The following is a 21056-nucleotide window of genomic DNA, read 5'->3' as shown; positions in this document are numbered from 1 at the left end:
ACGGCGACATCGCCGCTGTACGCTGACCCACGCCGCCTGCCTTGCACATCAGTGCTATGCAGACGGATAAATTCAGTTGCCCGTCAGGCTCAGCGGCCACTCACTCCGCTTTTAAAATCTCTTCATGCTCATCCAGCCAGCCCTGCCGCAGCTCCGGCACCGCGCGTTTCAGCCGCTCGAAATACAACTCGCTGGTCGGCTTGTCGTAGTCATTGCGTGCCAGCTGGGTGACGATGCGACCGCTTTTCATCACCACTATTTCGTCGCAGACCGCGCGCACCGCATGCATATCGTGGCTGATGAAAATCACGGAAAGCCCCAGTTCGCGGCGCAGTTCGCAGATTAAATCGAGGACGGCGGCGGCGACCACGGTATCCAGCGCCGAGGTCACTTCATCACACAAAATCAGATCCGGCTCTGCTGCCAGCGCACGCGCCAGATTGACGCGCTGCTTCTGACCACCGGAGAGCGCCCACGGACGCCGCCACAGTACGCTGCGCGGCAGCTGCACCAGATCCAGCAGCTGATAAAGTCGCTGCTTCCGGGCCGCCCCGCTCAGGCCATGAAACAGCGTCAGCGGCCGCGACAGGATGCGCTCAACGCTATGGGCCGGATTCAGCGCAGTATCTGCCATCTGGAATACATACTGAATGCGCCGTAGCTCATTGTCAGGACGTTTCTGCATATCGCCGGCGATATAGTGGCCATTAAACAGGATATGCCCGTGGCCTGGCGCGTTGAGACCGGCAATCGCATGAGCCAGCGTCGTTTTACCCGAGCCTGACTCGCCGATGATGCCAATCGCCTGCCCTTTCCACAGCTTAAGGTTAATCTCCTCAAGAATGCGTATTTTCGGCTGGCCGTCGCTGTCGCGCGGGCCGTAACCGGCGTTAAGATCGCGCACTTCCAGCAGCGGCTGAATATCGGCGGCAGCCGGACACCAGTTGCTGGGCCGCTCTTTCTGCCGTGCCGCTTCCATCAGCAGCCGGGTGTACTCCGCCTGCGGTGCGCCAATCAGGTGCGCGGTACTGCCATACTCCGCCATTTTACCGCGCAGCAGCACCAGAATCCGGTCAGCCATCTGTGCCACCACGGCCAGATCGTGACTAACGTAGATCGCGGTGACGCCGCGCTGCACTACCACGCGGCGAAACGCCTTAAGCACCTCCACCTGCGTGGTGACATCCAGTGCGGTCGTGGGCTCATCGAGGATCACGACGTCGGGATCGCCAATCAGCGCCATCGCCGTCATCAGGCGCTGTAACTGACCGCCCGATACCTGGTGCGGGAACCGGTCGCCAATGGTTTCGGGATTAGGCAGCGCCAGCTCACGGAACAGGCCAATCGCTTTCGCTTTTGCGTCTTTGCGGGTCATCGTGCCGTGAATAACTACCGGCTCAATCACCTGGTCGAGGATCTTCATGCCCGGATTAAATGACGCCGCGGCGCTCTGGGCGATATAGGCGACCTTGTTACCGCGAAACGCGCGCAGCTGGCCCGGTGTGAGACTGTTAACGTCGGTGCCGGCAACGTGAATATTGCCCTCAGCGATGCGGCAGCCGTTGCGGGCATAGCCCATCAGTGCCATGGCGATGGTGGTTTTTCCGGAGCCGGATTCGCCAATCAGCGCCAGCACCTCGCCCTTCTGCACCGTGAAGTGAATGTCCGACACAAGGTCGATCTCTTCGCCGCGATCGGTCTGCGCGGTAACGCGCAGTTTATCCACCGAAATCACCGGCATAGCGGTATGTGGTGTCACGTTCATGCTCCCTCCTTCGCCAGCGTCATCGGACGCATCGCCTGCAGGCTGTCAATAAACAGGTTGGCGCCAATGGTCAGGCTGGCAATTGCCAGTGCGGGCATCAGTACCGCGGGCGAGCCATCAAACAGCCCCTGCATATTTTCACGTACCAGCGTGCCCCAGTCGGCGTACGGCGGCTGCACCCCCAGGCCGAGGAAGCTCAGGCCGCTCAGCAGCAGCACGATGTAGACAAAGCGCAGGCCAAAGTCTGTCAGCATCGGGTGCACCATGTTAGGCAGGATATCGTGAATGGCGATATACCAGCGGCTTTCGCCCCGCAGCCGTGACGCCCGGACATAGTCCATGCTGCGAAGCGAGCTGGCCATGGCAAACGCGATGCGGAATGCACCCGGCCAGTAGGTGAACACCGCCGTCAGGATCAGCATGGGCAGCGAGGAGCCAAACACCGCGACAATCATCAGCGACAGTACTTTGCCCGGCAGCACCAGCAGGGCATCGTTGACGCGGCCCAGCAGCTCCTCCAGCCAGCGCCCGGTTACCGCCGCCAGCAGGGCCAGCAGCGTGCCAATCAGGCTGGCCAGCAGTGCCGCACTCAGTGCCAGGCCGATGGAGAACTTCGCGCCGTAGAGGATACGGCTCAGCATGTCGCGCCCCAGGTAGTCAGTCCCCAGCAGGTTATCGGCCGTCATGCCGCCCATCAGCGGGCCGCCGCCGATGTCATCAATGCTGTGCGGGGCCAGTGGCGTGCCAAACATCGCCATCAGCAGCCAGAACAGCGACAGCATCAGACCCAGCCGGCCCGACCAGGAGAGCGACTGTAAGAAACGCCAGGGCAACAAGAGTGTATTCATGCGCTTCTCCATTTCGGGTTAAAGGCGATAGTCAGAATGTCGGCCGCCAGTAGCAGAACCAGGTAGCAGGCGGCGAACAGCATCACGCAGAGCTGCACCACCGGCAGGTCGCGGTTACTGACCGCATCCACCAGCTGGCTGGCCAGACCGGGATAGCTGAAGATGGTTTCGATGATGATCACCCCGCCAAACAGGTAGGAGAGGCTGAGAGAGATCGCATTGGCGATAGGTCCGACCGCGTTGGGCAGCGCGTGACGCAGTACGGCGCGGAGCGGCGACACGCCTTTCAGCCGCGCCATCTCCAGGTAGGGGCTGTCGAGCTGGTTGATAATGGCGGCCCGCGTCATGCGGGCCATCTGCGCCACCAGCACGCAGCAGAGCGTCAGCACCGGCAGCGCATAGGCTTTGAGGTAGCTCAGCAGGTCGCTGTCCGGACTGCCGAACGACATCGCCGACACCCAGTGCAGTTTGACGGCGAAAATCAGCACCGCCACGGTCGCGACCAGGAACTCCGGCACGGCCACCGTCGCCATGGTGCCGATAACCAGCGCCCGATCGAGCCTTGAACCGCGGTTCATCGCCGCGATAATGCCGATAATCAGCGCCAGCGGCACGCAGATCAGCGTGGTGATGCCCGCCAGTTCGAAGGTGGCGGGTATACGCTGCGCCACCAGCTGCGAGACCGGCAGATGGCTGGCAAAGGAGATGCCAAAGTCACCCTGCACCATACCCGTCAGCCAGTGGAGATAGCGCACCAGTAAAGGCTGATCGAGACCCAGTTGTTGCCGTAACGCCGCCACCGTTTCCGGCGTGGCGTTCTGGCCGAGGATCATCTGCGCCGCGTCACCCGGCAGCAGGCTGGTGATGAAAAACACCACCGCCGAGACGATAAGCAACGTCAGGATGCCGGCGCCAACGCGCCGGGCAATCAGGAACAGCATGTATCGGTTCATCGGCGAACTCCTTATAAATAGCCTGATGGAACAGGCTGAGATCAGGCGGTCAGCCAGGCAAACTCATGGAAGCGATAGCCCATCATCATGCCTGACGGCCAGGCTTCGATCCCTTTGACCTTTTTGTTGTAGCCATCGGTGGAGCTGATAAAGGTCGGGATGATCGTGCCGCAATGGTCATAAATCAGCGTCTGCATGTCGCCATACATCTGCTTGCGCTTTGCCTGATCGCGTTCTCCGCGTGCGGCAACCACCAGCTGATCAAACTGCGGATTTTTCCAGCCCGACTCGTTATTCGGTGCGGTAGAGAGATAAAACTGTGAGAAGAGCATGTCGAGCGTCGGACGCGGATTTATCGAGCCATATCCCACCGGATCTTTCATCCAGTGCGAAGACCAGTAACCGTCATACGGCACGCGTCGCACTTTTACATTCAGCCCTGCCCCGCGCGCCATCTGCTGGATCATCTGCCCGCCTTCGTTCGCCCCTTCAATGTTGGGCGTCGTGATGATCTCTACCGTAGCGCCCGCCATGCCCGCTTTTTTAATGTGGAACTTCGCTTTTTCAATGTCGAGCGGACGCGGTTTGAGGTCGGCGTTGTAGAGCGGATGCCATGGCGGAACCGGGGTGTCATTGCTGACGTCGCCGTAACCCTGCAGTACCGTTTTCACCAGCATTTCGCGCGGCTGCAGATATTTCATCGCCAGCACAAAATCTTCATTGTTACCCGGTTTCACGTCGGTGCGGATAATCAGGTTGGTGTACATGCCTGATTTGCTCTCCAGAATGCCAAACTCGCCGCTGGCTTTAATGCGTTTGCAGTCCGCGGCTGTCAGGGTGGAGACCATCTGCAGATCGCCCGACATCAGGGCATTGACGCGTGCTGCACCGTCGGTAACGCCAATCAGTTCCACCTCATCCAGGTGCGGCAGGCCGGGCTTGTAGTAATTGGGATTTCTGGTGCCGATAGTGCGCGTGCCCGGCATAAAGGTTTTGCAGACAAACGGACCGGTACCAATGCCTTTGCTGAAGTCGGTGGTGCCATCTTTGACAATCAAAAACGGCGGCGTCGCCAGCATGTAGGGGACGTCAAAGTTGGCGCTGTTCAGCTCCAGCTGCACTTCGTTATCATTGACCGCGCTGAAGGTTTTGAACTGATCAGCCAGCTTGAAGGCGATTGAGGCGATAGCCGGATCTTTGTGGCGGCTGAGTGAGAAGATCACATCTTTAGCGGTCAGGGGTTTGCCATCATGGAAGGTGACGCCCTTCCGCAGTTTAATATGCCAGGTGATGCCGTCGCTGGATTCCAGAGATTCGGCCAGCGCCGGTTGCGCCATCAGGTTTTTGTCCAGTTCGGTCAGGCCGCTGTAGAACATAAACTGACGGGTATAGTCCGCGCTGTTGTTACTTTTCGCCGGATCGAGTGTGTCGGTAGCGGAGGCATTCGACATTGCCGCCCGCAGTTTACCGCCTTTGACTGGCTTGTCGTCCGCCAGTGCCGCCCCGGAAAAGCCCACCAGCCCGCTGCTCATCACCGCACCGGCGGAAAGCATCTTCATCAGGCTGCGACGTGACAGCGAGCCTTCGGTGATCATGCGCGTCAGTGCCGGATTTACCGCATCAGCGTCGTTATTATCAAATTTACTCATCTCTCTACCCTCAATAGTCAGGCGAACCGGGATCATGTTCTGGTGGTGCTGGCAACCTGGCGGCCAGCACCCGACGGGACGTTAAGAAAGGCGATCCTTTGCTTTGTAATAGAGTCCTGCGAGCGGTAAAAACCATGGCTTGCCGTGATAACCGGGCAGCGCGGGCCATGCGTCGCGCTGCCAGGGATTTTCAGTGCGCTTTTCGGCCAGCAGATCGGCCATCACCCGTCCCATCCACACCGACATCTGCGTGCCGTGGCCGCTATAGCCCAGCGAATAGAAGAGGCCATCCTGTTCTCCTGCATGCGGCAGACGGTCGGCGGTCATATCGACCATGCCGCCCCAGCAATAATCCAGCGCTGACTGGCCGAGCTGCGGCAGCATCTGCGTCATCGCGTGGCGCAGGATCTCGCCGCTGCGCGAATCAGAGGTCGGGTTGCTGACCGCAAACCGCGCCCGCCCGCCAAACACCAGCCGGCTGTCGGCAGTGGTGCGGAAGTAGTTGCCGATATTCAGCGACGTCACGTAGGTCCGATTATTGGGCAGCACCTGGCGCAGCAGCGCCGGATCGAGTGCTTTGGTCACCACAATAAAGCTGCCGACCGGCACGATGCGGCGCTGAAACCAGGGAAAAGGGCCGACGTTGGAGCAGCCGGTTGCCATCAGCACCTTATCCGCCAGAAGGGTGCCCTGCGAGGTGTGGATCCGGTGCTGATAGCCCTTCAGTCGCTCTAACTTCGTCACGGCATGATGCGGATAAATTTTCGCCCCGCTGCGCGCGGCGGCTTCAGCCAGCCCGATGCCAAATTTGCCCATGTGCATCTGACCGCCACGCTTCTGCAGCAGGCCGCCGTGGAATTTGTCACTGGCGATCTCGTCGCGCACTGCCGTTTTGTCGAGCAGTTCGATCTCGGGGTCCACAGTGCGACGCATCAGTTCATATGCCTCCCGCAGCCCGGCGACGTGCGACGCTTTGCTGGCGAGCTTGAGCTTGCCGCACAGCCGGAAATCGCAGTCGATCGCTTCATCCTGAATCAGTTGCTGGACGTAGCTCACCGCGTCGTCAAATGCCCGGTAGAAGCGGCTGGCCTGTTCCAGACCCTGACTCGCCACCAGCGAGGCGAAGTTCTGCGCCACACCGGTATTGCAGTGACCGCCGTTGCGGGCCGATGCCTGGCTCATGATGTCGCCACTCTCCAGCAGCACCACGCTGATGCCGCTGCGCGCCAGGTTAAGCGCTGCCGAAACGCCGGTGAAGCCGCCGCCAATCACCACCACGTCCGCCTGGGCGGGCAGCGGTTCGCGGGCAGCGCCGGTAAAGGCGGGTGCCGTAGCCTGCCAGAACGATTCCAGTTTCATGGGGGGTTCCTCAGAGTCCGACGACGCCAGGCAGGCCGCCGATATCTTTGATTTCGGTGTACTGGTAGTACGGGTTCGCCGGTTCATGACCGCGATTGACCCAGACTTTGTTTTTGATGCCGAGATCGTAGGCGGTCATCAGGTCATAGCGGAAGCTGGAGGAGACGTGCAGAATCTCTTCCGGCCCGCAGCCAAGCTTATCCAGCATGTATTCGAAGCCCTTCATCTGCGGTTTGTAGGCACCCGCCTCTTCCGCCGTGATGGTCATGTGAATGGGCGCACCCAGACGCGGTATATGGTGCGGGATAAGGTCTTTCATCGAGTTGGTCAGCAGCACCAGCGGAAACGCTTTTGCGACTTTCGCCAGCCCGGCCGGCACGTCGGGGTGCGGACCCCAGCTGGCGCAATCGGTGTAAATGAAGTCGCTGTCGGCTTTATCCCACTTAACGCCCCACTTTTTGCAGGTACGCTGGATCGCATTGCTGACCACGTCGTAATAAGGTTTCCATGCGCCGAGCACCTCATCCAGCCGGTAGCTGGCAAAGTCAGCGGTGAAGGCGTGCATGGCCTGAGGGTCGACGCGGTCGCTGAAACAGCGTTCCGCCGCACCGGCCATATCGAAGCGAATCAGCGTGCCGTAACAGTCAAACGTGATGAATTTCGGTTTAAACAGTGCCATGTAACACCCTCGTCTTGTCAGTTGCGCTTAGAAATCGATGAGTACGCTCTTCTGGCGCTGGCAGGCCTGAAACGCCTGACGCCCTAAATCTTTACCAATGCCGGAGCCGAGAAAGCCGCCGGTAGGAATGATGAAGTCGCCGGAGCGGCCATAGCGGTTAATCCAGACGGTGCCTGCGTCAATCGCCCGCATCGCCCGCAGCGCGCGTGGCAGGCTTAGAGTGTGGACACCGGCGCAGAGGCCATAGGTGTCATGTGCAGCCATCGCCAGCCCCTGCTCTTCATCATCAAACGTCTGCACCGTCAGCACCGGGCCAAAAATCTCCTGCTGAACCGCCGGGTTATCCTGCGATACATGGCTCAATAGCGTCGGCTGCCAGAACCAGCCGTTGTCGGTGTCGGCAAAGCGCTCTCCGCCCACCAGCACCTCTGCGCCCTGCGCTTTTGCGGCTTCAATGACCGAGCAGACTTTATTGCCCTGACGTTCATCGATCAGCGGCGCGTAGCGGCTGCCCTCCTGCCAGGTGACGCCCGGTTTCACTTCCCGGCAAAGCTGGGCCAGCCGCTCGACCAGCGGATCGGCAATGTTGCGCTGCACAATAAGACGGGTGCCCGCCACGCACGCCTGACCGCCGTTGGCGGTGAAGCCGCGCAGAATGCGCTGAGCCAGCACCTCAAGGTCACCCGCATCATCAAACACCAGCTGCGGGCTTTTGCCGCCCAGCTCCAGCGTCACCGGTTTCATGCCGTACTGCGCGGCATCGCTCATGATGCGCGCGCCGGTCAGGGTCGAGCCAGTAAACGAGACTTTGCGCACCAGTGGATGTTTCACCAGCGCGCTGCCGGTCACCGCGCCACTGCCCTGCACAATGTTCAGCAAGCCCGCCGGCAGGCCAGCCTGAATCGCCAGTTCGGCCATGCGCACCGTTGAAAACGGGGTCAGTTCAGAGGGTTTCAGCACGACCGCATTGCCTGCTGCCAGCGCGGGTCCGCATTTCCACGACGCCATCGACAGCGGAAAATTCCACGGGGTAATCGCGGCGATGACGCCATAGGGTTCCGCAATCAGCATGCCGAGGCTGCTGTCGCGGGTAGGAAAGAGATCGCCGCTGTATTTGTCGGCGCATTCGGCGTAAAAGCGAATCGCCTCGGCGGTAAACGGAATTTCGTGCAGCACCACGTCGCTGATGGGTCGCGTTGAGCCCAGCGCTTCCAGCTGAGCCAGCAGCGCGTCCTGCTCTATCAAATCAGCCCAGCGGCGTAACACGCGACCGCGTTCACGCGGCGGACAGCCAGACCAGCCACTGGTTTTCAGCGCCTGATGCGCCACGGTGACGGCACGATCAACATCCTGCGGCGTGGCGTCCTGCAGCGTGGCATAGACCCTGCCATCAGAGGGACGTTTAACCTCAAAGGCTGCGCCCTGGCTCTGGCAGTGCTGGCCGCCAATATAATGGCCAGCCGGAAGAGAAACTTTTTCAGGGTCGAAACTTAACATGGAAGAATTCCTTATTTGTAACACCCATCAGTTGCTGGCTTATTAGCATTTTCAACTGGCGATTTCTGCGCTGTTAATAAGCTAATGCAGAAAGTATGCCAGCCGGGCAAAAAATAAAAATGCGTTTAAAACAGCGCAAAAAAATTTTCTGCCGTATTGCCGGGGTAATTTTTGCGGATTTGCCGAACAATTAAACAGATGATTTACTTCACAAAATTTATGCGCCCTGCTGGTGCAACCTGCACGGAAATTGCACCAAAGCGGATATTCCGGCTCAGGCTGCTCACTTCTGCACGCGTGACACACCGATTTACCGACAGGCCTCACATCCCTGATAAATTCTTTACTTTTTAAAGAGAATTATTTGACGCCGCAGAAATAATTCTGTGCATCAGGCAAAAAAAAACGCCAGCCGGATCGTCCGGCTGGCGTTCAGGTCATATTTAATTACAGACTGCCAATGTGAAAAGTTTTCTGTTCCAGATATTCATCCATTCCGTAGCGGGATCCTTCCCGGCCAATACCGGAAAGTTTCACACCACCAAAGGGGGCCACTTCAAGAGAAATCGCGCCGGTATTAAAGCCAACCATGCCAAATTCCAGCGCTTCTGCCACCCGCCAGGCCCGCCGGATATTTTCGGTAAAGAAGTAGGCACCCAGGCCGTAGGGCGTGTCATTCGCCATCATGATGGCCTCATCCTCATCATCAAAGATAAACAGCGGCGCGACCGGACCGAATGTCTCCTCATGAGCAATGCGCATGCTGGACGTGACCTCGCCGAGCACCGTAGGCTGAACAAAGGTGCCGTTGTCCTGGCTGATGCCGCCGGTCAGCAGCGTGGCACCCTGGCTGAGCGCATCATCAATGTGACCATTCACCTTCTCTACCGCGCGGGAGTTGATCAGCGGACCAATGGTGCTGTCGGGCGCAAAGCCATCACCCACTTTCAGGGTGGCGACCGCCTCCAGCAGTCGCGCGGTGAAGCGCGGATAGATATTGCGCTGCACCAGAATGCGGTTGGCGCAGACGCAGGTCTGCCCTGCATTGCGGAATTTGCTGAGCATAACGCCCGCGACCGCAATCTCAATGTCAGCATCATCGAACACGATTAGCGGCGCATTGCCGCCCAGCTCCAGGCTCAGACGTTTGATACTGTTGGCGCTCTGCTGCATCAGCAACTGACCGATACGGGTCGAGCCGGTGAAGGAAATTTTACGCACCGTGCGGCTTTCAGTCAGTGCCGCGCCAATCTCCGTGGGCAGGCCGGTCAGCACCTGTAACACACCCGACGGGAAACCGGCACGCTCTGCCAGCACCGCGAGTGCCAGCGCCGAGAGCGGCGTTAATTCAGAGGGTTTGACAATAATCGGGCATCCGGCGGCCAGCGCGGGGGCCACCTTGCGGGTGATCATCGCAATCGGGAAGTTCCAGGGTGTGATGGCAGCGGCAACGCCTACCGGCTGTTTCAGCACCAGAATGCGACGGTCGTCACTGGGCGCGGGAATGGTGTCGCCATAGATACGGCGCGCCTCTTCCGCGAACCATTTCACAAAACTGGCCCCGTAGAGCACTTCGCCTCTCGCTTCCACCAGCGGTTTGCCCTGCTCAGCGGTCATGATGACCGCCAGGTCGTCAGCATATTCAATAATCAGCTGATGCCATTTTTCCAGCAGTGCGGCACGGCTGGCGTTAGTGGTTTTTCCCCAGCTGATGCGAACCGTTTCCGCATAGGCTATTGCCTGCTCTGTTTCCGCACGGCCCAGCGCCGGTATGGTCGCCAGCGTTTCGCCCGTGGCGGGATTAGTAACCGGCAGCGTGGCACCCTGATGTGCATCCTGCCAGCGTCCGGCAAACAGCGCCTGTTGGCGCAGCAGATCGCTGTCTTTAAGTTGTAATCGCGACATAACATCCCCTTGTGGTCAGCTGATTCCACTTTATCGCGCCGGGTCAGCGCAGGATGTTGTTGTGCGGGGTCAGAAAGGTCGCTAAGCGAGTTTTTCGCGGGGATTTGAAATTTTATGCTGTGCGGAAATGGGCGCGCATCCGGCGGGATGCGCATGCGCTTTAAATCTGGAAGTCGATGACCGGTTCATCGTCATTACTGTAGGAGAGTGCCTGACGTTTGATCTCCTCCAGCGACAGGTTGGCATTGCAGAGTTCCAGGAACTGCCAGACGTAATTGCGCTGCAGCTGTCCCCGCTTGAGGCCGAGCCAGACGGTGCTGGCATCAAACAGATGCGTGGCGTCGATGCGTACCAGCTCTTCACTCTCTTCCGTTTCGCACGCCTGATCGGCCAGTATCCCGACACCCAGTCCGAGTTTAACGTAAGTTTTCACCACGTCAGAGTCCTGGGCGCTAAGCACGATATCCGGTTTTAAACCCGCCGACTGGAAGGCACGGTCTACCCGCGATCGACCGGTGATACCCTGGCGGTAAGTAATGAGGGGATAACGGCTGAGGGTGCTCAGTGAAACCGGTTGATTCTGCACCAGTTCATGGTCTTTCGGCACCAGCAACGCATGATGCCAGCTGAACCAGGGGAACGCCGCCAGACTGCTGTTATTGACCAGCATTTCACTGGCGATGCCGATGTCCGCTTCACCCGCCAGCAGCATGGTGACAATTTCCTGCGGCGATCCCTGATTGAGTTCCAGACGAACATTGGGATAGAGCTGACGAAACGCTTTAATAATTTTCGGCAGGCTATAGCGCGCCTGAGTATGGGTAGTGGCAATAGTCAGGATGCCGCTGGTTTCATTGGTAAAGACATCAGCCAGACGTCGTACCTTCCCCGCTTCATCAAGGATGCGTTCGGCTATCGTCAGCAGTGCTTTACCTGGTTCGGTCATTCCCAGCAGGCGCTTACCGCGACGAATAAAAATCTCAACACCCAGCTCATCTTCCAGGTCACGAATGTGCCGACTGACACCTGACTGAGAAGTAAACAGCGTATTAGCGACTTCCGTTAAGTTAAACTCACAGCGGGCCGCCTCGCGGATGATTTTAAGCTGCTGGAAATTCACGACATTTACCTCTCTTTACATAATCTGGTTCCCTGATGTTAAGAACTATTATTGATAACAGGAAATACTAAAAAATTTAGCTTTATGACTTTAGGGAATAAAGGGGTGCACTGATGCGCTGAGGTGTTCGCTGCGCGAACGGGCCTTGAGAAGGTTTCGTTCGCCTGGCAGGCTGCATGTGCAAAAGCGGGGGTGTTCGCTGCGCAAACGGGCGCTGAGAGGGGTTTCGTTCGCCTGATCAGCTGGGCAGTTTGAGACTCGTCTCTGCAGGCGACCGACAAGGGGCGCCAGTCGCCGCGCCCCTTGACCCCGGGCTCAGGCCTGCTTCACCGCCGCTTCGCGGTCCCCTCGCTTCTTCCGGATTTCTCACGGACCGGCGGGACGCGCCTCTTCGCGACATCCCTGCCGCTCGTCCTGAAATCCCTCATCCGCTCAGCGGTTCAGATGGCCTCCCTGACCCCCTGCTGTTATCTCTTCTTATTGTGTTGGGTACTTTATCGCTGTGGTTTTTTTTGACTGGCTTTGGCTTTGGCTTTGGCTTTCAGTTCAGCAGACAACACAGCATCATAATTAACACAAAGAAATCACAGACGGGGGTTTACCCGAGGCGTCCGGAGCGCTGAGGAACAACCGGAGGCCAGGATGAGCCGACAGGACGTCGGTGAAAGGACGGTTAGCGCCAGGGATGGCGCGTCCGGACGGTCCGTCGGCCGCAGGGCGTGACGAGGGTACCCCGCAAAGCGGGGCGCGCAGGCAGCCGGACGCCGGGATTGTTAAGGGGCGGGCGTACGCCCCTTGACGCGTCCGCCTGCACGGAGAATCTGAAACTGCCCACCGCCTGGCGGGCGTAACCTTCTCTGACTCAGCACGCTGCAAAGCGCGCCCACTTTATCCTACTAACATCAGTTCCCGCTCTTCATTAAGCGGCTTATTCAGCAGCGACAGCAGGATATTTTTCACGGCCTGTGCTGAAGGTGACAGCGGCAACCGGGCTGAGATGTTCAGCGACAAAGGCAGACTCAATGACGGGCTGTTGATGCGTGACATCCAGGCATCAGTTGAACCCACCAGGGCGCGGGCAGCGGATTCAGGCAATACGGTCACGCCCATGCCGCTGGAAATGGCTGCGGTCAGGGTTGAAATTGATTCGATCTCACCAATAATGCGCGCACTCAGGCGACGCAGTGAAAATGCCTCATCAACCCGCTTGCGCACGGCGCTGTAATCGCGTGGTAAAAACAGGCTCATCTGCGCCACATCGGCCAGATCGACGCTGGCACCTGGGTAGTCGGTAGCGCCGACCAGGAAAAGATCTTCTTTCATCAGCGGCATGCTGTTGATTCCGGCAGTCGGAGCGCGGTCGTACAGTACCGCCATGTCCAGCTGACCGTTCATCACTTTCTCATTCAGCATGCTGCCGCTGTTTTCGTGCAGGTAGACCAGTACTTCAGGGAACTGATCGCGAACGGTTTGCAGCAGCGGCATGGTCAGCGAGGAGGCTGCTGTGCCGGGTGCCAGACCAATTGATACCTGGCCGCTCAGCACCTGACCGGCATTGATCACCGCAGTCTGAGCCTGCTCGCACTGGCGCAGAATAGTACGCGCATGACCATAAAGAATCTTTCCGGCTTCCGTTGGCGTGACGCCGCGCTTAGTGCGGATCAGGAGTTGCTGATCAAGCTCATTCTCCAGCGTTGCCACCTGCTGACTGAGTGCAGGCTGCGCGATGTGCAGCACTTCCGCTGCCTGCGTCAGACTGCCGATATCGACGATTTTCACAAAGTATTTCAGTCGTCTTAAATTCATCTTGCCTCCGTCACTTACCCTGAATAGCGAAAGGGGTCTGGCCCATCGCTCTGATGACAGAGATTTTGCAAGATGCAGGCCAGGTTTAAATCCTGCGCCTCGCCCGTCCGCCAGATTTTTCCTAACGGCCCGGAAAATAAGCGTTTCTGATTACCTCTTAAGGGTTAATAAGGATCAGGAATGCGTAATAGCAAAGGAGGACACGAGCGAGCGCACTGTGGCAGTGCAGATGCTGCGAGTCAGATGTGCAGAAAAATGATGACGGGCTGTACAGTTTTAGTGCAATGGAAACGCATTGCAGCGGATGAAAGCTTGCCGGGCTTACAGGAAAGCATTAATGAACAGACAAAAATGTAACCGCTATCAGCGGGATTTCTTATCGCTGAAGCTTACTGAAGACAAAAAAGCAATCGTTGCCCTCTCCCGTTACGGAAGAAGGCAACGCCTGCTGATTAACGTTTTTTACGGTTACGGTGCATGTCGATAGAGACCGCAGCGACGATGATCACCCCTTTGATGATGTCCTGAATATAGGCATCGACACCCACGAAGGTGAATCCGCTTTTGATCAGGCCAAGGATAACGGCACCGATTAATGTGCCGGTGATACGACCGACACCGCCCATCAGGCTGCTGCCGCCGATAACGGCTGCGGCAATCGCATCCAGCTCGTAGGACATCCCCATGCTCGACTGGCCGCTGCTGACGCGCGCCGCCAGTACCACACCCGCCAGGCCAGAGAGCGCGCCGGCAATGGTGTAGACGATGATCAGATACTTATTGACGTTGATACCGGAGACTTTCGCCGAGGTCATGTTGCCGCCGATGGCGTAAACATATTTACCGTAGCGGGTATGTTTCAGGGCAATGTGGAACAGCAGTGCTACCACCAGGAAAATCACGACCGGCATGGCACCCTGACCGATTGAGGTAAAGCCATCGGAAAGGAAGCTGATCGGATTACCCTGGGTGTAATACTGCGCCAGACCGCGTGCCGACACCATCATGCCCAGCGTGGCAATGAAGGGCGGAATCCCGGTGCGGGTAATCAGTACACCATTGACCGCACCCGCCAGCAGACCAACACCGATACCGGCGGCGATAGGGATCACTGCAGGCATATTGACCAGCGACGGATACATCGGCGACAGGCTGTCAGAAGTCTGCGCCAGACTGGCGGCGACCACCGCCGCCAGGGCGATGACGGAACCGGACGAGAGATCGATACCGGTGGTGATAATGACCTGAGTCACGCCAACGGCGATAATCCCGATAATCGCCACCTGCAGGACAATCAGGATCAGACGGTTGGTGTTGAGCAGGAAAGACTGGTCACGCACGTACCAGCCGAACATTTCAAAAATCAATGCAATCCCCACCATCACCACAAAAATGCCGGTATCTTTCGGCAGTTTATGGCGCAGGCTGGCAAAAAAAGAGGGTTGCTGCGGGGCTGCCGGGGTAGCAGTAGCTTTCATATTGCTCATAGTGGTCTCGCGCCTCACTCGGATGCCAACGACAGAATGGTTTCCTGATCGGCTTCTTCTTTATCGAGGATGCCGGTTATACGCCCGCCGTGCATCACCATCACCCGGTCGCTCATGCCAAGGATTTCCGGCAGTTCAGAGGAGACCATGATGATAGCCACGCCACGGTTGGCGAGTTCACTGATTAAACGGTAAATCTCCGCTTTTGCACCAACGTCTATACCGCGCGTCGGTTCGTCCAGAATCAGAATCTTCGGTTGTGCCAGCAGCCAGCGGGCAATCAGAACCTTCTGCTGATTACCACCGCTGAGGTTATTGATGATCTGATCCATGGTCGGCGTTTTGATATTGAGCCGACGGATTTGGTCCATGCAGTCCTGCGCCATCTTCACATGACTGACAAAACCGCTTTTGCCGCTGTACTCCGGCATGTTGACGATGCTCATGTTTTCCATCACCGACAGCACCAGAAACAGGCCGGACTTTTTACGGTCCTCGGTCAGGAACGCCATGCCCTTTTCAATCGCGGTTGAGGGCGAGTCGATCGTCACCGGTACGCCATCAATTAAGATCTCACCGCTGTCGAAACTCTCCATGCCGAACAGGCTCTCCATCACCTCGCTGCGACCGGCCCCCACCAGCCCGGCGACGCCGAGAATTTCACCCCGGCGCACGCTGAAACTGACATCGGTGAAACGATCTTTGCAGGTGAGGTTACGCACTGTCAGCACCTCTTCCCCGATAGCGCTGTTGAATTTCGGGAACAACTGCGTCAGCTCGCGCCCTACCATCTGTGTGATCAGCGACTGACGGGTGTATTTTGCCGTCTGATCGCTGGCGATCCAGCTGCCGTCGCGGAAGATACTGACTTCATCGGTGATGTTGAAAATCTCATCCATCTTGTGGCTGATATAGATGATTGCTTTGCCCTGCTCGCGCAGATCGCGAATGATGGTAAACAGATGCGCCACTTCGGTTTCCGTCAGTGCGGAGGTCGGCTCATCCATAATGACGATGTCTGAATCCCAGGAGACCGCTTTGGCAATCTCGACCATCTGCTGCGACGCAATGCTCAACTCGCCCACCATCCGATCGGCTTTCAGGCGGATATTCAGGCGGTTGAGCAGTTCCTGCGTCTTCTGATTAAGTCGGGCATGATCGACAAAGCCAAACTTCATCGGCTCACGGCCGAGCCAGATATTCTCGGCGACGGTCATGTAAGGCACCAGATTGAGTTCCTGGTGGATCATTGAAATGCCGGAACGCAACGCGTCCATGGTGTCCTGAAACTGCACCGGCTCCCCTTTAATTTTGATGGTGCCCTTATCGGGACGATACATCCCGATAAGGCACTTCATTAAAGTGGATTTGCCCGCGCCATTTTCGCCCATCAAGGCATGTACCGTTCCCGGACGCACCCGCAACGACACGTTGTCGAGGGCTTTGACGCCGGGGAAGAACTTACTAATGCCTTCGGCTTCAAGCGCAAACGCGTTCATACATCACCTCCGTACAGCTGGGTCGGGAACGATTATTTCATGTTACGCTGGGTAAACTGTTCCATATTTTCTTTGGTAATCAGCTGGTAAGGGATGTTGATAATTTTCTGGACTTGCTCGCCTTTCACCAGTTTGATTGCCGTCTGTACCGAACCTTCACCCTGGCCCTGCGCATCCTGGAATACGGTGGCGACCATCTTGCCCTGCTTCAGCATCTGCAGTGCATCAGGTGTACCATCGACGCCAGCAATCAGGATTTTGTTCGGATTTTTACCCAGTGCCTGCAGCGCACCGATTGCCATTTCATCGTTGTTCGACGCGATAGCATTGATTTCATCACCGGCCGTCATCCAGTTACTGACCACATCCACCGCGTCGTTACGGGTAAATTTGGCGGTCTGCTTCTGAACAATTTTGATGCCAGGATATTTAGCGGCCACTTCTTCCACACCTTTGGTACGGTCACGGGTCGATTCATTCGCCAGGTCACCCATCAGAATGGCGACGTTGCCTTTGCCGTTCATTGCTTTAGCCAGCGCTTCCATCTGTAACCGCCCGGCCAGTTCTGAATCGGAACCCACATAGGCCATTTTGCCGGTGAGTTCAGCTCCTGGACGGCGGTTAACAAAAATCAGCGGAATGCCCGCTTTGCTCGCCTGATCCATAATCGGTTTTACCGCGTTGGTGTCGACCGGGTTAACGATCAGGGCATCAACTCCCTGACCAATGAAGTTCTGAACCTGCTGAAGCTGCTGTGAAACGTCACCTTTTGCATCCTCAACCTGGCCTTTAACGCCATCCTTCTGCATCTCCTTCTGCATGGAAGTGCGCAGAATCGTCAGGAAGTTGTCATCAAACAGCGCCATTGAGACGCCCACTGAGATATCTTTTGCCATAACCGCGGCAGGTAACATGCAGGCTAACAGTGAGGCGACAATCGTTTTTTTAATGTTCATAGGGACCCTTCTTATTTGTTAACTTGCTCAGCGGCTGTATCCGCGAATGAAAAATATCTTTTACATTCACCCAGCCTGTCTGGCGTCTGTTTCGGGAAAATTTAGGTAAGACTTCAGGTTATGACTATTTTTGTGATCGACCACTCCTTTTCACAATCACTTGATCTGCAGACAGTTAGTTTAAAAATGCTATTTCATTTCCGGATGGTAATCACGACCGTGATGATAAGCAGTTCATTTGTTCCATATAATGTCTTTTTGAAATTTTTATCATAAAAGCACTGAAACGATTGTTTTAACATCGGCAAACAACAAAACTTTGACATGCCTCTAACATCTGCGGAGAAATGCCCGTAAAGTGAGATCCTGTTGGCAGTTTGAAAAGTCAGCAGATTTGCGCCAAAACCGCCAATCCGCTGCTTTTACGAGCATCTGAACGCAATTCAGTAAACAGGGCTTTGACAAGCGGGATCAGCGCCGTTAATATTCGCCCCGTTCAAGCGATTCCTCTGTAGTTCAGTCGGTAGAACGGCGGACTGTTAATCCGTATGTCACTGGTTCGAGTCCAGTCAGAGGAGCCAGAATTAGAAAAGCCCGCTCAGGGAAACCTGAGCGGGCTTTTTGCATTGATGATTTTTAATCACCGTGGCATGGTTTTCCCGCCAGAGGCTTACACCACGAACCCGTAGTGGGAATCATTCGGCAACGCTACTACCAGCCGCAGTTTACCCCCTGCCGCATCGACGTAGCGTTTGAGTGTGTATACCCCTGCTCTGTCAGATCTGAAGCGCGGTTTACGTCTGATCTTTTCAATGCAACGGTTTGTTTGCCTCTGGAATAGAACCTGTAGTCTGACATTCAGTGTGCTCGCGGTCAGTTGAGTGAATGTCTGTTATATCGGGCAGGCATTGATGTGCAAAACGGTTTAAGTAAAGCGTGAGGCACGATACAAATTTCGTGCTGATTGAGTAAACCGCACGTCATCCTCTGGCAGACTCCGTGCGATACAGGCGACAACATTCTACGCGATGAGAGTGAGCCCGGCTCTTAAATCACGTCCAGCCCCAGATTCTCCCGCAGCGTGGCAAACTCATACTCCTCACGAAACAGCCCGCGACGGCGCAGTTCCGGGATCACCCGCTCCACAAACAGATCGAGCTGTTCCGGCATGATGGCGGGCATGATGTTAAAGCCATCCGCGCCACCCTGCTCCAGCCACAGCTGGAAATCATCGGCGATATCTTCAGCCGTACCGACAATCACGCGGTGCCCGCGTGAACCGGCGGCAACGGCGGCCAGTTCGCGCAGCGTCAGGTTTTCACGTTTTGCCATATCGGTCATCAGCTTAACGCGGCTCTGGTTCCCTTCGCCCAGTGGCACCTCCGGCACCGGACCATCCAGCGGATACTGACTGAGATCCATGCTGAACCGCAGTGAGAGCTGCCGCAGCCCATTCTCAATATCCACCAGCGAATTCAGCTCTTTCCACAGGGCCTTAGCTTCTTCGCGCGTGCGGCCAATAATCGGCATAACGCCAGGCATGATCACCACCTGATCCGGGTTGCGTCCGGCAGCCACCACCTGCGCCTTCTGCGCATGATAAAAGGATTGCGCTTCCTCCAGACTGGCAGAGGCGGTAAAGATCACTTCCGCCGTCTCTGCCGCCAGCTTCTGACCATCCGTCGAAGAACCCGCTTCGATAATCACCGGGCGGCCCTGCGGCGAACGGGTAATATTCAGTGGACCCTGCACCTGAAAATGTTCACCCTGATGATTAATCGGCTGGATCTTTTCATCAACAAAATAGTTTCCTGTCGCTTTATCCGGCTGCACGGCACCCTCTTCCCAGCCCGCCCACAGTTTACAGGCTACCTCGAGGAACTCACGCGCACGGGCGTAGCGCGAAGCATGATCGGGCATGTCGCTGCGGCTGAAGTTACGCGCAACGTCTGTGGAAAACGAGGTAACCACGTTCCACGCGGCACGGCCCCGGCTGATGTGATCCAGCGATGAGAAGCTGCGCGCCAGCGTAAAGGGATCGCTGAAGGTGGTGGAGGCGGTCGCGGCCAGACCAATGCGCCGGGTATTGACTGCCAGCGCCGCCAGCATCGTCAGGGGTTCAAGACGGGCCATGGTGGACGGCAGACGATACATGCTGGTTGCCAGGGCATCACCCACAAAGAAGAGGTCGAACTTACCCGCTTCGGCTTTTTTCGCCAGGGCGATAAGCCAGTCAATATCGGTGGGTTCGCCCAGTTGGTCGGTCAGACGCCAGCCACTGACGTGCTGACCCACAGGTTGAACAAACAGGCCGAGCCGCAGGCGACGTGGTGAAGTTGCAGAGTTCATAAACTATTCCTGGTCTGAAAGATGAAAAAGCGCGCCGCAGCGCGCTTATAAAAGGGTGTCGGTCGCCAGCAGGGCCTGTTGCAGCGTGCTGGCAGAGACGGTAAACGGCAGGCGTTCTTCGCAGGCTTTGGGAAATTTAATCTGCTGCGCAATGTTACGCAGCGCGGTATCACGATCGCCCGGCAACGCAGGAAGCTTTAGTGGCATGTCGTAATAGCGCAGCAGCGCCAGCAGTTCTGCATCCGGCTCCCCGCCATGCTCAATCAGCGACTGCACCAGCAGGCTGAAGCCCACTTTTTCACCATGCAGCCAGTAATGAAGTTCCGGCTGGTGGGTCAGACGATTATGGATGGCATGCGCCAGCCCCGGCGTCGGCAGCACGTCGCGCACGCTGTTCGCCAGCCCGGCCAGCACGATACTGGCATCGATGACTTTGACCAGTTCGGGTGTGACCCGCTGCTGCTGGCAGGCGGCTACCGCGGCCTCGCCATATTGCTGAAATACATCCACCGCCTGCCGCGCAGTCATCACCTTTAAATCCAGTGCCAGATCGTCGGGATTATGCCGCTGGTAAGGGCGGAATTCGTAATATTTTGCCAGCGCATCCACAATGCCCGCTTTCAGAAAGCGCACGTCGCTCCGGGCAATGACCTCACTGTCCACCAGCAACAATTCCGGCATTTTTCCCAGAGGCTGGCTGCGCAGATGCCCGCCCGCTTCGTTATAGATGATTGCAAGCGGTGACCAGGCGGCACAGGTCGCTGCCTGAGTAGCAAAGTTAACCAGCGTCAGTGCCGGTAACTGGCTGGCGGCGGCTTTGGCGGCATCCAGCACCCGTCCACCGCCAATCGCCAGCAGCAACTCTGCGCCCTGCTGTTCGGTTTGCTGTTTTACGCGGGCAATCGCCTCTTCAGTACATTCACCCGCTAAATAGTCCCGTTGCCAGTGAATGCCCGATGCCTCAAGACTCTGGCTTAATTCCGGATTAACCGCCTGCCAGGCGTGCGGCGAGGTCAATATCCGGATATGGCTGGCGTAAGGTTTAATAAACTCACCGACGCGTGCACGCAGGCCCGCCTCATGTGCATAGGCTCGCGGAGAAGTAATCGCTAACACAGCAACATCCTGATTATAAGAATTAGGCCAAAAAGGCTTTAATTACATTCATTTATTAACGAGAGGGT

16 protein-coding genes, 1 tRNA gene and 1 pseudogene are annotated in these 21056 nt (G+C 57.0%); 2 read left to right on the top strand and 16 right to left on the bottom strand.

Features of this window, described 5'->3' with window-relative positions; all coding sequences use genetic code 11:
• Positions 1–100: 100 nt before the first annotated feature.
• The 10 genes from QSK07_RS02670 to nac all read right to left on the bottom strand — a co-directional run bounded on the left by QSK07_RS02670 (position 101) and on the right by nac (position 13581).
• Positions 101–1765 carry an ABC transporter ATP-binding protein gene (locus QSK07_RS02670; RefSeq protein ID WP_275220723.1) on the bottom strand — a complete coding sequence of 555 codons (1665 nt, stop codon included), beginning with the start codon at positions 1763–1765 and terminating at the stop codon, positions 101–103.
• Complete coding sequence (locus QSK07_RS02665; protein WP_098052931.1) at positions 1762–2613, bottom strand: ABC transporter permease; 852 nt, start codon at positions 2611–2613, stop codon at positions 1762–1764. Before QSK07_RS02665 ends, QSK07_RS02670 begins: the two co-directional genes overlap by 4 nt.
• Entirely contained in the window at positions 2610–3566 is a 957-nt protein-coding gene (locus QSK07_RS02660; protein WP_098052930.1) for an ABC transporter permease, read from the bottom strand. The genes QSK07_RS02665 and QSK07_RS02660 overlap by 4 nt, the downstream gene beginning before the upstream one ends.
• A gap of 41 nt (positions 3567–3607) precedes the next feature.
• Positions 3608–5215 (bottom strand): ABC transporter substrate-binding protein, encoded by a 1608-nt coding sequence (locus tag QSK07_RS02655; protein ID WP_285720370.1) that lies wholly within the window; start codon positions 5213–5215, stop codon positions 3608–3610.
• An 81-nt stretch (positions 5216–5296) separates the two neighbouring features.
• The gene (locus tag QSK07_RS02650) at positions 5297–6574 is read right to left on the bottom strand and encodes an NAD(P)/FAD-dependent oxidoreductase (protein WP_285720369.1); all 1278 of its coding nucleotides are present in this window, start codon (positions 6572–6574) and stop codon (positions 5297–5299) included.
• Between the two features lie 10 nt (positions 6575–6584).
• Positions 6585–7253 carry a haloacid dehalogenase type II gene (locus tag QSK07_RS02645; protein WP_098052927.1) on the bottom strand — a complete coding sequence of 223 codons (669 nt, stop codon included), beginning with the start codon at positions 7251–7253 and terminating at the stop codon, positions 6585–6587.
• 27 nt (positions 7254–7280) lie between these two features.
• Positions 7281–8750 carry an aldehyde dehydrogenase family protein gene (locus QSK07_RS02640; RefSeq protein ID WP_285720368.1) on the bottom strand — a complete coding sequence of 490 codons (1470 nt, stop codon included), beginning with the start codon at positions 8748–8750 and terminating at the stop codon, positions 7281–7283.
• Positions 8751–9197: 447 nt separating this feature from the next.
• Positions 9198–10655, bottom strand: a complete 1458-nt coding sequence (locus QSK07_RS02635) for an NAD-dependent succinate-semialdehyde dehydrogenase (RefSeq protein WP_098052925.1) — start codon at positions 10653–10655, stop codon at positions 9198–9200.
• Positions 10656–10815: 160 nt separating this feature from the next.
• Positions 10816–11775, bottom strand: a complete 960-nt coding sequence (gene cbl / locus QSK07_RS02630) for an HTH-type transcriptional regulator Cbl (RefSeq protein ID WP_013358380.1) — start codon at positions 11773–11775, stop codon at positions 10816–10818.
• Between the two features lie 888 nt (positions 11776–12663).
• Entirely contained in the window at positions 12664–13581 is a 918-nt protein-coding gene (gene nac, locus QSK07_RS02625; protein ID WP_098052923.1) for a nitrogen assimilation transcriptional regulator NAC, read from the bottom strand.
• Positions 13582–13761: 180 nt separating this feature from the next.
• On the opposite strand from nac, the gene QSK07_RS02620 reads away from it, so the two are divergent.
• Positions 13762–13938, top strand: coding sequence for a hypothetical protein (locus QSK07_RS02620; protein ID WP_285720367.1), 177 nt, complete (start codon positions 13762–13764; stop codon positions 13936–13938).
• 95 nt (positions 13939–14033) lie between these two features.
• Here the strand turns inward: QSK07_RS02620 and QSK07_RS02615 are convergent, their stop codons facing one another.
• The 3 genes from QSK07_RS02615 to QSK07_RS02605 are packed head-to-tail and all read right to left on the bottom strand — an operon-like array spanning position 14034 to position 17523.
• Complete coding sequence (locus QSK07_RS02615; RefSeq protein ID WP_179291192.1) at positions 14034–15059, bottom strand: ABC transporter permease; 1026 nt, start codon at positions 15057–15059, stop codon at positions 14034–14036.
• A 23-nt stretch (positions 15060–15082) separates the two neighbouring features.
• On the bottom strand, positions 15083–16567 hold the full coding sequence (locus QSK07_RS02610; RefSeq protein WP_098052921.1) for a sugar ABC transporter ATP-binding protein: 1485 nt from the start codon (positions 16565–16567) through the stop codon (positions 15083–15085).
• A 32-nt stretch (positions 16568–16599) separates the two neighbouring features.
• Complete coding sequence (locus QSK07_RS02605) at positions 16600–17523, bottom strand: sugar ABC transporter substrate-binding protein (RefSeq protein ID WP_098052920.1); 924 nt, start codon at positions 17521–17523, stop codon at positions 16600–16602.
• 505 nt (positions 17524–18028) lie between these two features.
• Between QSK07_RS02605 and QSK07_RS02600 the strand changes: the two genes are divergently transcribed.
• Positions 18029–18104 (top strand) — tRNA-Asn (locus QSK07_RS02600).
• An 89-nt stretch (positions 18105–18193) separates the two neighbouring features.
• On the opposite strand, the pseudogene QSK07_RS02595 reads toward QSK07_RS02600, so the two are convergent.
• From QSK07_RS02595 to QSK07_RS02585, 3 genes and pseudogenes are all read right to left on the bottom strand, one after another.
• Positions 18194–18283, bottom strand: a pseudogene (locus QSK07_RS02595) (transcriptional regulator); the annotation flags it as partial.
• A gap of 287 nt (positions 18284–18570) precedes the next feature.
• Positions 18571–19872 carry an LLM class flavin-dependent oxidoreductase gene (locus tag QSK07_RS02590; RefSeq protein WP_285720366.1) on the bottom strand — a complete coding sequence of 434 codons (1302 nt, stop codon included), beginning with the start codon at positions 19870–19872 and terminating at the stop codon, positions 18571–18573.
• Between the two features lie 45 nt (positions 19873–19917).
• Positions 19918–20988, bottom strand: coding sequence for an iron-containing alcohol dehydrogenase family protein (locus tag QSK07_RS02585; protein ID WP_285720365.1), 1071 nt, complete (start codon positions 20986–20988; stop codon positions 19918–19920).
• Positions 20989–21056: the final 68 nt, after the last annotated feature.

The organism is Pantoea sp. QMID4 (genome assembly GCF_030270445.1).
GTDB classification, from domain to species: Bacteria; Pseudomonadota; Gammaproteobacteria; order Enterobacterales; family Enterobacteriaceae; genus Pantoea; species Pantoea vagans.
Note: the sequence above shows the minus strand (reverse complement) of the source record. Positions and strands in the feature narration are given on the sequence as shown.

Excerpts from the sequence above, each read along its gene's own strand:
- QSK07_RS02670 (WP_275220723.1), bottom strand. The coding sequence starts at position 1,765 with ATGAACGTGACACCACATACCGCTATGCCGGTGATTTCGGTGGATAAA.
- QSK07_RS02665 (WP_098052931.1), bottom strand. The coding sequence starts at position 2,613 with ATGAATACACTCTTGTTGCCCTGGCGTTTCTTACAGTCGCTCTCCTGG.
- QSK07_RS02660 (WP_098052930.1), bottom strand. The coding sequence starts at position 3,566 with ATGAACCGATACATGCTGTTCCTGATTGCCCGGCGCGTTGGCGCCGGC.
- QSK07_RS02655 (WP_285720370.1), bottom strand. The coding sequence starts at position 5,215 with ATGAGTAAATTTGATAATAACGACGCTGATGCGGTAAATCCGGCACTG.
- QSK07_RS02650 (WP_285720369.1), bottom strand. The coding sequence starts at position 6,574 with ATGAAACTGGAATCGTTCTGGCAGGCTACGGCACCCGCCTTTACCGGC.
- QSK07_RS02645 (WP_098052927.1), bottom strand. The coding sequence starts at position 7,253 with ATGGCACTGTTTAAACCGAAATTCATCACGTTTGACTGTTACGGCACG.
- QSK07_RS02640 (WP_285720368.1), bottom strand. The coding sequence starts at position 8,750 with ATGTTAAGTTTCGACCCTGAAAAAGTTTCTCTTCCGGCTGGCCATTAT.
- QSK07_RS02635 (WP_098052925.1), bottom strand. The coding sequence starts at position 10,655 with ATGTCGCGATTACAACTTAAAGACAGCGATCTGCTGCGCCAACAGGCG.
- nac (WP_098052923.1), bottom strand. The coding sequence starts at position 13,581 with ATGAATTTAAGACGACTGAAATACTTTGTGAAAATCGTCGATATCGGC.
- QSK07_RS02620 (WP_285720367.1), top strand. The coding sequence starts at position 13,762 with ATGCGTAATAGCAAAGGAGGACACGAGCGAGCGCACTGTGGCAGTGCA.
- QSK07_RS02615 (WP_179291192.1), bottom strand. The coding sequence starts at position 15,059 with ATGAAAGCTACTGCTACCCCGGCAGCCCCGCAGCAACCCTCTTTTTTT.
- QSK07_RS02610 (WP_098052921.1), bottom strand. The coding sequence starts at position 16,567 with ATGAACGCGTTTGCGCTTGAAGCCGAAGGCATTAGTAAGTTCTTCCCC.
- QSK07_RS02605 (WP_098052920.1), bottom strand. The coding sequence starts at position 17,523 with ATGAACATTAAAAAAACGATTGTCGCCTCACTGTTAGCCTGCATGTTA.
- QSK07_RS02590 (WP_285720366.1), bottom strand. The coding sequence starts at position 19,872 with ATGAACTCTGCAACTTCACCACGTCGCCTGCGGCTCGGCCTGTTTGTT.